Annotated in this window: 11 protein-coding genes; 7 read left to right on the forward strand and 4 right to left on the reverse strand. The window is 72.4% G+C overall.

What is annotated here, in order from left to right; translation table 11 throughout:
* Positions 1 to 56: 56 nt before the first annotated feature.
* On the forward strand, positions 57 to 545 hold the full coding sequence (locus tag ABD361_RS15040) for a hypothetical protein (protein ID WP_344435730.1): 489 nt from the start codon (positions 57 to 59) through the stop codon (positions 543 to 545).
* A gap of 85 nt (positions 546 to 630) precedes the next feature.
* Here ABD361_RS15040 and ABD361_RS15045 read toward each other — a convergent pair whose 3' ends face one another.
* The 4 genes from ABD361_RS15045 to glgX all read right to left on the reverse strand — a co-directional run bounded on the left by ABD361_RS15045 (position 631) and on the right by glgX (position 9,211).
* Positions 631 to 2,916, reverse strand: coding sequence for a M4 family metallopeptidase (locus tag ABD361_RS15045; RefSeq protein ID WP_344435731.1), 2,286 nt, complete (start codon positions 2,914 to 2,916; stop codon positions 631 to 633).
* A 277-nt stretch (positions 2,917 to 3,193) separates the two neighbouring features.
* Positions 3,194 to 4,987 (reverse strand): ABC transporter ATP-binding protein, encoded by a 1,794-nt coding sequence (locus ABD361_RS15050; protein ID WP_344435732.1) that lies wholly within the window; start codon positions 4,985 to 4,987, stop codon positions 3,194 to 3,196.
* Positions 4,984 to 6,807: an ABC transporter ATP-binding protein gene (locus ABD361_RS15055; RefSeq protein WP_344435734.1), complete on the reverse strand. Its 1,824-nt coding sequence runs from the start codon at positions 6,805 to 6,807 to the stop codon at positions 4,984 to 4,986. Before ABD361_RS15055 ends, ABD361_RS15050 begins: the two co-directional genes overlap by 4 nt.
* Entirely contained in the window at positions 6,791 to 9,211 is a 2,421-nt protein-coding gene (gene glgX / locus ABD361_RS15060; RefSeq protein ID WP_425583211.1) for a glycogen debranching protein GlgX, read from the reverse strand. The genes ABD361_RS15055 and glgX overlap by 17 nt, the downstream gene beginning before the upstream one ends.
* Before the next feature lie 77 nt (positions 9,212 to 9,288).
* Here glgX and ABD361_RS15065 point away from each other — a divergent pair, with 77 nt between their 5' ends.
* From ABD361_RS15065 to ABD361_RS15090, 6 genes are all read left to right on the forward strand, one after another.
* The gene (locus tag ABD361_RS15065; RefSeq protein WP_344435739.1) at positions 9,289 to 10,512 is read left to right on the forward strand and encodes a L,D-transpeptidase; all 1,224 of its coding nucleotides are present in this window, start codon (positions 9,289 to 9,291) and stop codon (positions 10,510 to 10,512) included.
* A gap of 245 nt (positions 10,513 to 10,757) precedes the next feature.
* Complete coding sequence (locus tag ABD361_RS15070; protein WP_344435741.1) at positions 10,758 to 11,966, forward strand: L,D-transpeptidase; 1,209 nt, start codon at positions 10,758 to 10,760, stop codon at positions 11,964 to 11,966.
* A gap of 88 nt (positions 11,967 to 12,054) precedes the next feature.
* Positions 12,055 to 12,822, forward strand: a complete 768-nt coding sequence (locus ABD361_RS15075; protein ID WP_344435742.1) for an enoyl-CoA hydratase/isomerase family protein — start codon at positions 12,055 to 12,057, stop codon at positions 12,820 to 12,822.
* A gap of 289 nt (positions 12,823 to 13,111) precedes the next feature.
* Positions 13,112 to 13,618, forward strand: a complete 507-nt coding sequence (locus ABD361_RS15080) for an ATP-binding protein (protein ID WP_344435743.1) — start codon at positions 13,112 to 13,114, stop codon at positions 13,616 to 13,618.
* Between the two features lie 288 nt (positions 13,619 to 13,906).
* On the forward strand, positions 13,907 to 14,422 hold the full coding sequence (locus tag ABD361_RS15085) for an N-acetylmuramoyl-L-alanine amidase (RefSeq protein WP_344435744.1): 516 nt from the start codon (positions 13,907 to 13,909) through the stop codon (positions 14,420 to 14,422).
* A gap of 56 nt (positions 14,423 to 14,478) precedes the next feature.
* Positions 14,479 to 14,709 (forward strand): EF-hand domain-containing protein, encoded by a 231-nt coding sequence (locus tag ABD361_RS15090; protein WP_344435745.1) that lies wholly within the window; start codon positions 14,479 to 14,481, stop codon positions 14,707 to 14,709.
* Positions 14,710 to 14,711: the final 2 nt, after the last annotated feature.

The raw sequence follows: 14,711 nt of genomic DNA on the forward strand, positions 1-14,711 counted from the left end.
TCCCCGCGCCCTCTAGGGTGACCTGCGGTCCGGACGAGGGAAGCGGGGAACGACTGATGAAGGTGCGCGTCGCCGGGGCGTTCTGTGTGGGGCTGGCGGTGCTGCTGGGGGCGTTCGCCGTGCCCGGCCTGGTCCGCTCGACGGGCCTGGCCGGCACGCGCGGCACTCTTGCCGTGCAGATCTGCGGCACCTCCGGCTACGGCCGCGGCACCCGGACGGTGTGCCGCGGCACCTTCCGTCCCGCCGCCGGCGGGCCCGCCGATGTGCGGGCGAGCATCGCGACGGAGTACGACCCCGGCGAGCGCGTGGCGGTGACCCGCAGCGGGGGCGCGTACTACTCGGTGACGCCGCAGGCGTTCCTCGGCTGGCTGGGGCTGGACTGCTTCGCGGCCGCCCTGGCCTGCGTGGGCGCCCCGATGCTCGCCCTCGGCGCCGCCGCCCGCAAGGGGGCCGCGGGCTTGCGGCTGCCGCTGCGCCTGGCGCGGGGCTTCCTGATCGCGGTGCCGGTGTGCGCGGCCGCCGCGGTGGTCTTCGAGGTCGCATGAAGGTCGCATGAAGAAGGCGCCGCCCGGGGGAGTCGGTGCTCACCCCGGACGGCGCCCGGACCACAGGAGCCGGAAGATCAGGGGATCAGAAGGTCAGCTTCCAGCTGTTGATGGTGCCCTCGTCCTGGGCGTAGAGGTCCTGGACCTGGAGCTTCCAGGTGCCGGGGGCGGAGACGGCGGAGGCGTCGACCGTGTAGGTCTCCTTGACGTCCGCGGCCGAGTCCCAGGAGTCCGCGTCCTTCAGGCGCCACGTCCTGCCGTCCGGGGCGACGAGGTCGATCTGCAGGTCACCGCGGTAGGTGTGGCTGATGTTGACGTCCACCTTGAGGGCGGCGGAGCCGTTGCCGCTGCGGGTGACGGTGATCGGCGAGGTGACGGCCGAGCCGGCGTCCGGGATGGCGACGGGGGTGGTGTTCTCGAAGACGTTGCCGCCGCTGGTGGCGTTGACCGTCCACTTGAAGGAGACGGTGCCGGTCTTGCCGGCGGAGTCCTTGACCGTCACGGTCACGCTGGAGGTGCCGGTGGTGGTCGGGGTGCCGGAGATCAGGCCGGTCGAGGAGTTGATCGACAGGCCGGCGGGCAGGCCGGTGGCCGTGTAGGTCAGGGCGCCGCTGGTGGAGCTGCTCGCCTTGATCTGCAGGGAGACGGCGGTGTTGACGATCGAGGTCTGGTCGCCGGGGCTGGTGACCGAGACGCCGGTCGACAGGCGGCTGCCGACGTTGATGGCGGCCCAGGCGTTGGCGACGTTGTTGTACGTCTCGCTGCCGACGCCGAACAGCTCGCCGGCGGCCCACAGCGTGGCGTCACGGGCGCCCGTGTAGTTGGTGTTGGACTGCATGCGCTGGGTCAGCGCCTTGAACCAGATCTTCGCGGCGTTGTCGCGGCCGATGCCGGTGACGGGCTGCCCGTCGGAGGTCGGCGAGTCGTAGTGCACGCCGTTGATGTCCTTGGGGCCGCTGCCCTCGGAGGCCAGGTAGAACCAGTGGTTGGCCGGGCCGGAGGAGTAGTGCACGTCGATGCCGCCGAGGCCGGAGTACCAGGCGTCCTTGGAGCGGCCGTCCTTGCTGGGCTTGTCCATGTAGCGCAGCGGGGTGCCGTTGCCGTTGATGTCGATCTTCTCGCCGACCAGGTAGTCGCCCGGGTCGGAGGGGTTGTTGGCCCAGAACTCGACGGCGGCGGCCATGATGTCGGAGGTGGCCTCGTTCAGGCCGCCGGACTCGCCGCTGTAGGTGAGGTTGGCGGTGGCGGCGGTGACGCCGTGCGTCATCTCGTGCGCGGCCACGTCGATCGAGGTCAGCGGCTTGGCGTTGTTCTGCCCGTCGCCGTAGGTCATGCAGAAGCAGTCGTCGGACCAGAAGGCGTTGACGTAGGCGTTGCCGTAGTGCACCCGGCTGTACGCGCCCTGGCCGTCGCCGCGGATGCCGGTGCGGCCGTGCACGTTCTTGTAGTAGTCCCAGGTGAGCTGGGCGCCGTAGGCGGCGTCCACGCCGGCCGTGGCCTTGTCGCTGGTGGTGCCGTTGCCCCAGACGTCGTCGGCGTCGGTGAACAGGGTGCCGGTGCCGGAGGAGCCGCCGTTCAGGTTGTACGTCTTGTGGCCGCCGCGCGAGGTGTCGGTCATCTGGTAGTTGCCGCTGGAGCCCGAGGTGCCGATGGTGACGCGGCCGCTGTACTGGCTGTTGCCGATGCCTTCCTTGATGCCCTGGAACTCGAAGAGCTTCTTGCCGCTCTTCGCGTCGGTGATGACGTGCAGCTCGTTGGGCGTGCCGTCCTCCTGCAGACCGCCGACCACGGTCTCGTACGCAAGGACCGGGGTGCCGTTCGCGGCCCAGATCACCTTGCGGGCGCGGTCGGCCTTGGTGTCCTTCGAGCCCTGCGCCTGCGCGGACTTCACGGCGTCCTTCTCGGCGGCCGCGGCGGCGAACGAGGGCGCGGTGGTGGCCACGGCGAGGCGGGCCTTGCTGGCCTTGGCGACCGTCTTGACCGTGCCCGACGGGGCGGAGTCGACCACCAGGTCGCCACCGAGGACGGGCAGGCCGTCGTAGGTGCGCTCGTAGCGCGTGTGCAGGGTGCCGTTGGCGTCCTTGCTGACGTCGCGGACGACCAGCTTCTCCTTGGCGCCGAGGCCCAGCTTCTTCGCGGTCTGCGCGGTGGTGCCGTTGGCCTGGCGTATGAGCTCCGCGCGCTGGGAGGGCGTCAGCTTCGCGGGCAGGGCGCCGTTGTCGGCCTTCGCGACGAGCTGGCGGCCCGTGTCGGCGGATGCCGTGGCCGTGCCGGCGGTGGCGCTGCCGGCCTGCACGCCCACGGCGAGCAGGGCGGCGGCTGCGACGAGCGCGCCGGTCGCGGTGGCGCGGCGATGGGGGGTGGGTCTCACTCTGACTCCTTCTGCGGTGGCCACGTCGGTGGGCGTGGCCGGTGGGCGACCGGACGGCGAGGACCGGCCGGGCAGAACACGGCAGAACAAAGGAGGGGGGAAGGTCACCAGGGGAAAGTGGGTAGAGCTGTCCGCCGCGGGGAGGTGGGGAATGTGGGGGAGCCCGCGTCAGGTGAGCTGAAGAGTGCCACCGCCATGTGTCCGATGTCAGGAGCGCGTCAACAACTTGGCCGGAATATGTCCGTTGGCGAAAGATCGGTGTTCGTATAGCGGGCGCTCAGACCAGGCTGTCCCGCCAGGCACGGTGCAGTCCGGCGAAGTGTCCGCCCGCCGACGCCAGTTCGGCCGGATTGCCGTCCTCCACGATCCGGCCGCCGGCCATCACCAGGACCCGGTCGGCAATCTGCACGGTGGACAGCCGGTGCGCGATGACCAGTGCCGTACGCCCGCGCAGCACGGTGTGCATGGCCTGCTGCACCGCCCGTTCCCCGGGGATGTCCAGCGAGGACGTCGCCTCGTCCAGGACGAGCACCCCCGGATCGGCGAGCAGGGCCCGCGCGAACGAGACGAGCTGCCGCTGACCGGCGGAGATGCGGCCGCCGCGCTTGCGGACGTCGGTGTCGTAGCCCTCGGGCAGCGCGCTGATGAAGTCGTGGGCGCCGATCGCCCGGGCCGCCCGCTCCACCTCGGCCCGGCCGGCGTCCGGCCGGCCCAGGGCGATGTTGTCGGCGACCGTGCCCGAGAACAGGAACGCCTCCTGCGTCACCATCACCACCCCGCGCCGCAGCTCGGCCCCCGCCAGCCGGTCCAGCGGCACCCCGTCCAGCAGCACCCGGCCGCTCGTGGGGTCGTAGAACCGGGCGAGGAGCTTGGCCAGCGTGGACTTGCCGGCACCCGTCTCGCCCACCAGCGCCACCGTCTGCCCGGCCCGCAGGGTGAGGTCGAAGCGGGGCAGCACCTCGCCGCCGGTGCGGTAGCCGAAGGCCACGGCCTCGAAGACCACCTCGCGCCCGGGCCGGCCGGCCGGGCGGGGCGGCAGCGGCAGCGCAGCGGCCGGCTCGGGCACCGACGGGCGCTGCGCGAGCAGCCCGGCGATCTTCTCCAGGGAGGCCGCCGCGGACTGGTAGGAGTTCAGGAACATCCCCAGCCGGTCGATGGGGTCGTACAGCCGCCGCAGGTAGAGCACGGAGGCGGCCAGGACGCCCAGGGCCAGCGAGCCGCCGGCGACCCGGTGGGCGCCCCACACGACGATGGCGGCGACCGCGGCGTTGGCCACCAGGCGGGAGGAGACGACGTAGCGGGCCATGGCCAGCGAGGTGGCGGTGTTGGCCCGCTGGTGGGTGCGGTTGAGCTCCTCGAAGTGGGCGTCGTTGACGGCCTCCCGGCGGAAGGCCTGCACGGGCCGGATGCCGTTCATGGTCTCGGTGAACTTCACGATGACCGCCGCGATCGCCGTGGAGCGGCGCCGGTGGACGACGATCGAGCGGCGCCGGTAGGACTGCACGAGCACGGCCAGCGGGGCGAAGGACAGCAGGGCCGCGATGCCGGTGGGCACGTCCAGGTACAGCAGCATCGCCGAGACGTACAGCACCGACAGGGCGACGCCGATCAGCTCCTGCAGTCCGTCGACCAGCAGCTCGCGGATCGATTCGACGTCGGTGGTGGCGCGCGAGATCAGCCGCCCCGAGGTGTAGCGCTCGTGGAAGTCGATGCTCAGCGCCTGCCCGTGGCGAAAGAGCCGGCCGCGCAGGTCCAGCAGGGCGTCCTGGCCGATGCGGGCGACCAGCCGCACGAAGACCAGTTGCAGCAGCCCCGACGCCAGCGCGCAGGCCAGGTAGCCGGCGGCGACGGCGACGAGCGGGCCGTCCTCGCCCCGGCGCACCGCGGGCACGCCGCGGTCGATGGCGTACGCCACCAGCAACGGGCCGGCCTGCACCGCGGCCTGCTGGACGAGCAGCAGCACCGCCGCGAGGCGGACCCGGCCGCGCCGGGGCGCCAGCAGCGAGCGCAGCAGGGCGCGGGAGGCGCCCGCGGGGGCGGGCGGCAGGTCCCGTTCGGCGGGGTCGGTCATGGCACCTCCGGGCCGTCGGTACCGGGTGCGGGCCCGGACATCAGGTGGGCGTACTCCTCGTTGGTGTGCAGCAGGTCCTGGTGGGTGCCCACCGCCGCGATGCGGCCCCGTGACAGCAGGGCGACCCGGTCGGCGAGCAGGACGGTCGAGGGACGGTGGGCGACGACGAGCGCGGTCGTGGTGGCCAGCACCTCCCGCAGGGCCGCCTCCACCAGCGCCTCGGTGTGCACGTCGAGCGCGGAGAGCGGGTCGTCGAGGACCAGGAAGCGGGGGCGGCCGACGATGGCCCGGGCCAGGGCGAGGCGCTGGCGCTGGCCGCCGGACAGGCTCAGCCCCTGCTCCCCGACCTGCGTGCGGCGCCCCTGCGGCAGCTCGTGGACGAAGCCGGCCCGGGCCACCTCCAGGGCGCGCAGCAGGTCGTCCTCCGTGGCGCCACGGGCGCCCATCAGGACGTTCTCGGCGGCGGTGGCGGAGAACAGCGTGGGGTCCTCGAAGGCCACGGCGACCAGGGCGCGCAGCTGCTCGCGGGGCATGCTCGCGCTGTCGCGGCCGTCGAGCGTGATCCGGCCGGCGGTGGGCTCGTACAGCCGGGGGACCAGAGCGGTGAGCGTGGTCTTGCCGCTGCCGGTGCCGCCCACCAGGGCCATGGTCTCGCCGGGCCGTACGTGCAGGTCCACCCCGCGCAGCACGGGCGGGGCGGCCGGCGGCGCGTCGGGGTAGCGGAACGTGACGCCCTCCAGGCGCAGCCCGTCCGGCCGCCGCGGCTGCGCCCGGCGGGCCGCGGGCACCGGCGCGTCGGCCTGCGCGGGGGTGTCCATCACCTCGAAGTAGCGGTCGGTGGCGCTGGCCGCGTCGTTGGTGACGGCCAGCAGGAAGCCGATGGACTCCACCGGCCAGCGCAGGGCCAGCGCCGTCGACAGGAACGCCACCAGCGTGCCGGCCGACAGATCGCCCTCGCCGACCCGCACCACGCCCAGCAGCAGGGTCGCCCCGATGGCCAGTTCCGGCAGGACGACGATGACGGCCCACAGGCCGCCCAGCAGCGCCGCCTTGCGCAGTTCGGTGCCGCGCAGGCGCTCGGCCAGCGCGGTGAACGCCTGCTGCTTGCTGCGGTGCCGGCCGAAGCCCTTGACCACGCGGATGCCGAGGACGCTCTCCTCCACCAGCGTCGTCAGGTCGCCGATCAGGTCCTGTGCCGAGCGGGCGGCGCGCGAGTAGCGGTGCTCGAAGAGCGAGCACAGCACCACCAGCGGGGCCACCGGCGCCAGCAGCACCAGGCCCAGCCGGACGTCCTGCTGCAGCAGGATCGCGAAGCCCACCACGATGGTCACGCTGTTGACCAGCAGGAAGGTCAGCGGAAAGGCGAGGAAGATGCGCAGCAGCATCAGGTCGGTGGTGGCCCGGGAGAGCAACTGCCCCGAGGGCCAGCGGTCGTGGAAGGCCACCGGCAGCCGCTGCAGGTGGGCGTAGAGCGCGGCCCGCATGTCCGCCTCCACCCGGGCCAGCGGCCGGGCCACCACCACCCGGCGCACCCCGAACAGGGCGGCCTCGGTGAAGCCCAGCACCAGCAGCGCCAGCCCGCCGAGCCACACGCCCGAGGGGTCGCGGGCGGCCACCGGCCCGTCCACGATCCACTTCAGCGTCAGCGGGATGACCAGCACCAGGCACGAGGCGAGGACCGTGACGCCGGCGGCGAGGGCCAGGGTGCCGCGCACCGGGCGCACGTACGGCCACAGCCGCAGCAGCGAGCGCACGGTGGAGCGATGTCCCTGCCGGTGCCTGCGCGGTGGTGCACCCGTCGGTTCACTGGTCGCGGTCATCAGTGGGGAGAGTACGACCGACCACCGGTCCGCTCACCCCGTTTGCCGTCTCCTGTTTTCCGTCCGGATCCGCACGGTCGTCCGCTGTGTGCACCACCCGCCACAGCAGCACCGAGCGGGGGCGCAGGGAGAGGCGGGTGCCCGCCTCCCGGAGCAGGCCCGGAGCGCCGCTCTGGTCCTCCAGGGCGGTGTTGACGAGCAGTTCGTACGCCTTCGCCCAGGGCGGCCCCGGCAGGGTGAAGCGCAGGGAGCGCGCACCGGCGTGCAGCACGACCAGAAAGCTGTCGTCCACCACCGGTGCGCCCGTCGGGCTCCGCTGCGGGATGTCCCGGCCGGAGAGGTACATCCCGAGCGTGGCGGTCGGCGCGTACCAGTCGGCCTCCGTCATCTCGGTGCCCTCCGGCGTGAACCAGGCCAGGTCGCGCAGCCCGTCCGCGTCGCGCGGCAGGCCCGAGAAGAAGGAGCGGCTGCGCAGCACCGGGTGGGCGCGGCGCAGGGCGAGCAGCCGGGAGCACAGGTCGGTGACGGCCCGCCAGGTGGGGTCGGCGGCCAGCGACCAGTCGATCCAGCCGGTCTCGTTGTCCTGGCAGTAGGCGTTGTTGTTGCCGCCCTGGGTGCGGCCCATCTCGTCGCCCGCCACCAGCATGGGCACGCCCGTGGACAGCAGCAGCGTGGTGAGCAGGTTGCGCACCTGCCGCCGGCGCAGCGCCTTGACGCGCCCGTCGTTCGTCTCGCCCTCGGCGCCGCAGTTCCAGGAGCGGTTGTCGCCGCTGCCGTCGCGGTTGCCCTCGCCGTTGGCCTCGTTGTGCTTGCGCTCGTAGCTCACCAGGTCGCGCACGGTGAACCCGTCGTGCGCGGTGACGAAGTTGACGGAGGCGTACGGCCGCCGCCCGCCCCAGGCGTACAGGTCGGACGAGCCGGACAGGCGGTAGCCCAGGTCCCGCACGTCCGGCAGGGCGCCGCGCCAGAAGTCGCGCACCGCGTCCCGGTAGCGGTCGTTCCACTCCGCCCACAGCGGGGGGAAGGCACCGACCTGGTAGCCGCCGGAGCCCACGTCCCAGGGCTCGGCTATCAGCTTCACGCGCCGCAGCACCGGGTCCTGGGCGATGACGGCGAGGAAGGGCGAGAGCATGTCGACGTCGTGCATGGCCCGGGCCAGGGCCGCGGCCAGGTCGAAGCGGAAGCCGTCGACGCCCATCTCCGTCACCCAGTAGCGCAGCGAGTCGGTGATCAGGCGCAGTACGCCCGGCTGGACGACGTGCAAGGTGTTGCCGCACCCGGTGTAGTCGGCGTAGCGGCGGGGGTCGGACTGCAGCCGGTAGTAGCGGCGGTTGTCGATGCCGCGCAGCGAGAGGGTGGGACCGTGCTCGCCGCTCTCGGCGGTGTGGTTGTAGACGACGTCGAGGACGACCTCGATGCCGGCCTCGTGCAGGGCCCGCACCATCCGCTGGAACTCGGCGACCTGGCCGCCCCGGGTGCCGCAGGCCGCGTAGCCGGCGTGCGGGGCGAAGTAGCCGATGGAGTTGTAGCCCCAGTAGTTGCGCAGGCCGCGGCGCAGCAGGTGGTCCTCGCTGGCGAACTGGTGCACCGGCAGCAGCTCGACGGCCGTCACGCCCAGCCGCGTCAGGTGCTCGATCGCGGCCGGGTGGGCCAGGCCCGCGTACGTGCCGCGCAGCGGCTCTGGCACGCCGGGGTGACGCATGGTGAAGCCGCGCACGTGCAGTTCGTAGATGACCGTGTCGGGCCAGGGCGTGCCGGGCCGGGGCGCCCCGGGGTCCTGCGCCGTGCGGCCGACGACCACGCCCTTGGGGACGTGCGGGGCGGAGTCCCGCTCGTCGCGGACGGTGTCGGCGACGTGCTGCTGGGGCCAGTCGCGCACGTGTCCGTACACCTCGGCCGGCAGCCCGCCGCGGCTGCCGCCGGCCGCGGTGCCGGCGAACTCGCCGTCGACTGCGCGGGCGTAGGGATCCAGCAGCAGCTTGGCGGGGTTCCAGCGGGCCCCGGTCCACGGGTCCCAGCGGCCGTGGACGCGGTAGCCGTAGCGCGTGCCCGGCAGCACGCCGGGCACGAAGCCGTGCCAGACCTCGTGGGTCAGCTCGGTCAGCAGGTGCCGCGTCTCGTGGCCGTCGTCGTCGAACAGGCACAGCTCCACCGCCTCGGCCCCGCCGGCCCACAGCGCGAAGTTGGTGCCCGGCACGCCGCCAGGGGAGTCGGCGCCTTCGGTGAAGCGGGCGCCCAGCGGCTCGGGGCCGCCCGGCCAGACGACGGACGGCACTCGTTCGGCTGCGCTCGACACGTTGTCGCCTCCGGCGGCTCTCGAATAGCGCGCCGGGCACCCGGCCGGCCCCTGGGCCGGGTGCCCGGCGACCGGGTCCTTCCCCCTGTTCTTCCCTGATCCGCCCATGCGCTCACACGTGTGATCGGCCGCAGCAAGCGAGTGCAGGGACGTTTCCCCAAGGGGGGCGCGTCGTTGGGCCCGGTGTGACACTTGCCCTCACGCGCGCGGCACGGGGACTGGCCCTGCCGGCGTTGCTGGCCGCGCTCGCCGGGTGCGCCACCGTGACGCCGAAGACCGCCCTCATGGACGACGCCCGCCCGGCGACGCGCGAGCTCCTGCGCATCAGCCCCCACGACCGGGCGCGCGGCGTGCTGGCCGGGGACCCCTTCGAAGTGCGGGCGCCGCGCGGCCGGCTGACGCAGGTGACCGTCACCGAGGTGCGCGACGGCGTCAGCCGGCCCGTGGCCGGGGCGGTGTCGGCCGACGGGCACGCCTGGCGGCCCGCCGCGCCGCGGCTCGACCTCGCCGCCCGCTACACCGTCGACGCGGTGGCCGTCGACGCCACCGGCCGGCGCACCGCGCGGCACACCACCTTCACCACGTACGTGCCCGAGCACCGCTTCGTCGGCTACTTCGCGCCCGAGCCGGGCAGCACGGTCGGCACCGGCATGATCGTCTCCTTCGGCTTCAGCCGGCCCGTCACCGACCGGGCGGCCGTCGAGCGCGCCATCCGCGTCACCTCCCGGCCGCCGGTGGAGGTGGTGGGGCACTGGTTCGGCCCCTCGCGGCTGGACTTCCGCCCGCGCACCTACTGGCGGCCCGGCACGCAGGTCACCCTCGACCTGCGGCTGCGCGACGTGCGCGCCGCGCGGGGGGTGTACGGGATCCAGCGCAAGACCGTCGCGTTCACCATCGGGCGCTCGCAGGTGAGCCGGGTCGACGCGACCGCGCACACGATGCGGGTGGTGCGCGACGGCCGGACGGTGGCCACGGTGCCGGTCACGACGGGCGCCGCGGGCACCGACACGTACAGCGGGCGGATGGTCGTCACCGACAAGTTCCCGGTGACGCGGATGAACGGGGACACCGTCGGGTTCGGCGGCGAGTACGACATCTCGGACGTACCGCACGCCCTGCGGCTGACCGGCTCGGGCACCTTCCTGCACGGCAACTACTGGGCCCCGCCCGACGCCTTCGGCGCGCGCAACACCAGCCACGGCTGCATCGGATTGCGTGACGTCCAGGGCGGCGGCGCGGACACCCCGGCGGGGTGGTTCTATGCATCCACGCTGGTCGGGGACGTGGTGGAGGTCGTCGGTTCGCCGGAGCGGGTGGTCGCGCCGGACAACGGCCTCGGTGGCTGGAACCTGACCTGGGAGCAGTGGCGGGCCGGTTCGGCGCTCGGCCCCCGGATCGCCGGGGACTGACGCCGGGACAGGCCCGGCGCGACAGGGGCGAACGCGAGTTTGACCTGGCCGGAAACTAACGCTTCACTTCGGTCACTGCCTTCACCGCGGACGCACGGTTCGCAGCACCCTGTCCCATTGGGACCGAACGGTGACAATCGCACGGTCAGCGCGGTCGGTGGCGTGTGGTTATCTATCGATGAAGCGCGTGTGCCGCGCTCCGGCGCCGCGCAGTTGCGGGCCGTTCGAGGGGAGACGATCCGTACATGAAGGTGCAGCCCATATCGGGGCGCCGGGTGCGCCGGGGTGCGCTGCCCGCCCTGTTGCTGGGAGCCGTGCTGACGCTGGTCAGCGGCTGCAGCGGGGACGACAAGGGCGGGGACGACAAGGCCGCCGACGGCCCGTCCCAGGCGGTGGTGACCATCGCTCCGAAGGACGGCGCCACCGACGTGGCGACCAGCGGGGCGCTGAAGGTGACGGCACAGCAGGGCACCCTGACGTCCGTGAAGGTCGCCGACGGCAAGGGCAACGTCGTCGACGGCAAGATCGCCGGCGGCGGCGCCTCGTGGGAGCCGACCGGTCACCTGGGCGCCTCCACCAAGTACACGGTGGACGCGATCGCCAAGGACAAGAAGGGACGTACGTCCGCGAAGCACGCGACGTTCACGACCCTCACCCCCGAGAACACCTTCGTCGGCTACTTCACGCCGGAGGACGGCAGCACGGTCGGCGTCGGCATGCCGGTGTCGCTCAATTTCAGCCGCGGCATCACCGACCCCAAGGCCGTCATGCGCGCCATCACGGTGACGGCCGAGCCGGCGGTGGAGGTCAAGGGCCACTGGTTCGGCAACGACCGCCTGGACTTCCGCCCCGAGCACTACTGGAAGCCGGGCACCAAGGTCACGCTGCAGATGAACCTCAACGGCGTGCAGGGCCGTGAGGGCGTCTACGGCACCCAGAACAAGACGGTGCACTTCACCATCGGCCGCTCCCAGGTCAGCACGGTCGACGCCGCCACCCACCAGATGTCGGTCGAGCGCGACGGCAAGCCCCTGAAGACGGTGCCGATATCCGCCGGCGCCCCCGGCCACTCGACCTACAACGGTCAGATGGTCATCAGCGAGAAGTACGAAGTGACGCGCATGGACGGCCGCACGGTCGGCTTCGGCGGCGAGTACGACATCCCGGACGTGCCGCACGCGATGCGCCTGTCGAGCTCCGGCACCTTCCTGCACGGCAACTACTGGTCGGGCGAGTCCACCTTCGGCTCGGAGAATGTCAGCCACGGCTGCGTCGGCCTGTACGACGAGCGCGGCGGCGGCGACCCCTCCACGCCCGCCGCGTGGTTCTTCAACAACTCCCTCATCGGTGACGTCGTGGTCGTCAAGAACTCCAAGGACAAGACGATCGACCCCGACAACGGCCTCAACGGCTGGAACATGCCCTGGGCGGACTGGGTCAAGGACCCCGCCTGACGCAACCCTGCTTCCAGCCGCCGAGCGGCCCGGTGCTGTGACCGAACGCACCGGGCCGCTCGGCGTTAACCGTGGCTAACCTTGCGTCATGACTGTGCACCTTGAGGTAGCCGAGGGCGTCGGCACCATCCGCCTGGACCGCCCGCCGATGAACGCGCTGGACATCGCCACCCAGGACCGGTTGCGCGAGCTGGCCGAGGAGGTCACGCGCCGCGAGGACGTGCGGGCCGTGGTGCTGTGGGGCGGCGAGAAGGTCTTCGCCGCCGGTGCTGACATCAAGGAGATGCAGCACATGGACCACGCCGGCATGGTGGCGCGCTCGCGCGGGCTCCAGGACTCCTTCACGGCCGTCGCCCGCATCCCCAAGCCCGTCGTGGCCGCCGTCACCGGCTACGCGCTCGGCGGCGGCTGCGAGCTGGCGCTGTGCGCCGACTACCGGATCGCCGCCGAGGACGCCAAGCTCGGCCAGCCCGAGATCCTGCTCGGTCTGATCCCCGGGGCGGGCGGCACCCAGCGGCTGGCGCGGCTGGTGGGCCCGTCCAAGGCCAAGGACCTCATCTTCACCGGCCGTCAGGTCAAGGCGGACGAGGCACTGGCCATCGGCCTCGTCGACCGCGTGGTGCCCGCGGCGGAGGTCCACGGGGCCGCCCACGCCTGGGCGGCCCGGCTCGCCGCCGGTCCGGCCATCGCGCTGCGCGCCGCCAAGGAGGCGGTGGACTCCGGGCTGGAGACCGACATCGACACCGGACTGGCCATCGAGCGCAACTGGTTCGCGGGGCTGTTCGCCACCGAGGACCGGGAGATCGGAATGCGCAGCTTTGTCGAGGACGGTCCGGGGAAGGCAAAATTCGTCTGACTTCGGCTGAACTGCTGACTGTTGGGTGGTGTGCCCGGACCGGATGTTCCCCGGGAAGTTGCCTCTTGTGGGGGAATTCCGTCCACGGCGCACCACCCTCTGAACGACTGTGACCGGGCGCCCTGTGGATCTTTTCCGGGGCGCCTTCGGCTGCAGGTCAGCCCGGATGTGCCGGGTGGTCCAGGGCCACTGGCATATGTCACCGAGGGGCCCCGGAAGGGTCACCTCCGTGGAATCGAATCCCGGTGTTCCCCTCCCGCGGGCGGCGTGGGCGGCCATGATGGGGGGCATGGCGGGCCTGGAGGGAACGGAACAGCCACGTCGGGGCGTCGGTACGGCCGACCCCGCGGGCTCGATGCCGATCGTCGCGGACGAACCGGTGCTCAAGATGTTCGAGCTCTACGGCAACCCTGCGCTGGGCGAGATCCGGCTGCCCTCGCGCCCGCGGTCCGCCGCCGGCGCCCGCCGGCTGACCCAGCTGGTCGTCCAGCGCCACTGGGGCCTGTCCGAGCGGACCGCGGAGCACGCCGTGCTGCTCGTCTCCGAGCTCGTCGGCAACGCCGTACGGCACACCGGGGCGCGCTTCTTCGGCCTGCGGATGCTGCGCCGGCGCGGCTGGCTGCGCATCGAGGTGCGCGACCCCTCCCGGGGGCTGCCCTGCCTGCTGCCGGTGCGCGAGCTGGACACCAGCGGGCGTGGACTGTTCCTCGTCGACACCCTCTCCGACCGGTGGGGCGTGGACCTGCTGGCGCGCGGCAAGACGACGTGGTTCGAGATGAGGGTGGCCGAGCGCTGAGCGTCCGCAGCCGAGCGGTGCGCATGCGAAGGGGCCCCGTCCGCCGGCGCAGCGGGACGGGGCCCCTTCGGTGTGCCGCGTGGGAATAGGGGTGTGCCCGCGCGGCGACGATCACGACCTGGCCCGGGTCAATGGGGGTCGCTGGCGTCGACTATGTCATGAGGAATACGCCGGGACCAAAGCGAGACCTCCGCATTCCAAGGTGAGGTGCGCCACGGACCTTGCATTCCATGAATTAACGACCGGTAGGTCTTATGTTTATGCAGGAGCCAGCGAAAGGGCATCGTCATGGACCAGACCCCGGGCCCCCTCACCGAGGCGACCGGCTACCCCACGACCCACTGGATCCCGGCCAGCAGCGCCAACTACACCGTCTCCGCGCGGCCCGCGGCCCACCCCGTCGAGTTCGTCGTCGTCCACGTCACCGAGGAGACCTTCGGCGACGCCATGCGGATCTTCCGCGACCCCCGCGCCAAGGTCTCCGCGCACTACATGGTCGCCTCCGCCGACGGCTACATCGGGCAGTTCGTGCGCGAGAAGGACATCGCCTGGCACGCCGGCAACTGGGACTACAACACCCGCAGCATCGGCATCGAGCACGAGGGCTGGACCGACCGCCCCGAGTACTTCACCGACGCCCTCTACCGGGCCTCCGCCCGGCTCACCGCCGCCGTCTGCGCCCGCTACGGCATCCCCGCGACCCGCGAGCACATCATCGGTCACAGCGAGGTGCCCGGCGCCACCCACACCGACCCCGGGCCGCACTGGGACTGGGACCGCTACCTGCGCCTGGTGCGGAGCTGAGCAGGCGGCGTGAGTAATCTGTGCCGGTCACTCGCACATCCAAGGGGAGGCTCCACATGGCCGACATCACCGAAGAGACCCGCAAGGCCGAGGCGCGCAAGGCGTTCGACCGCTTCGACGTCGACGGCGACGGCTTCATCACCGCCGCCGAGTACAAGCACGTCATGGCCGAGCTCGGCGACTTCAACGTCACCGAGACCGTCGCCCAGGCGCTGATCAACAAGCGCGACGCCAACGGCGACGGCGTGCTGTCCTTCGAGGAGTTCTGGGCCTCCCTCGCCCACTGAGC

Source organism: Streptomyces luteosporeus (genome assembly GCF_039532865.1).
GTDB classification, from domain to species: domain Bacteria; phylum Actinomycetota; class Actinomycetes; order Streptomycetales; family Streptomycetaceae; genus Streptomyces; species Streptomyces luteosporeus.

Coding starts and splice junctions, on each gene's coding strand:
- ABD361_RS15040 (WP_344435730.1), top strand. CDS start 57: ATGAAGGTGCGCGTCGCCGGGGCGTTCTGTGTGGGGCTGGCGGTGCTG.
- ABD361_RS15050 (WP_344435732.1), bottom strand. CDS start 4,987: ATGACCGACCCCGCCGAACGGGACCTGCCGCCCGCCCCCGCGGGCGCC.
- ABD361_RS15055 (WP_344435734.1), bottom strand. CDS start 6,807: ATGACCGCGACCAGTGAACCGACGGGTGCACCACCGCGCAGGCACCGG.
- glgX (WP_425583211.1), bottom strand. CDS start 9,211: ATGGGCGGATCAGGGAAGAACAGGGGGAAGGACCCGGTCGCCGGGCAC.
- ABD361_RS15070 (WP_344435741.1), top strand. CDS start 10,758: ATGAAGGTGCAGCCCATATCGGGGCGCCGGGTGCGCCGGGGTGCGCTG.
- ABD361_RS15075 (WP_344435742.1), top strand. CDS start 12,055: ATGACTGTGCACCTTGAGGTAGCCGAGGGCGTCGGCACCATCCGCCTG.
- ABD361_RS15080 (WP_344435743.1), top strand. CDS start 13,112: ATGGCGGGCCTGGAGGGAACGGAACAGCCACGTCGGGGCGTCGGTACG.
- ABD361_RS15085 (WP_344435744.1), top strand. CDS start 13,907: ATGGACCAGACCCCGGGCCCCCTCACCGAGGCGACCGGCTACCCCACG.
- ABD361_RS15090 (WP_344435745.1), top strand. CDS start 14,479: ATGGCCGACATCACCGAAGAGACCCGCAAGGCCGAGGCGCGCAAGGCG.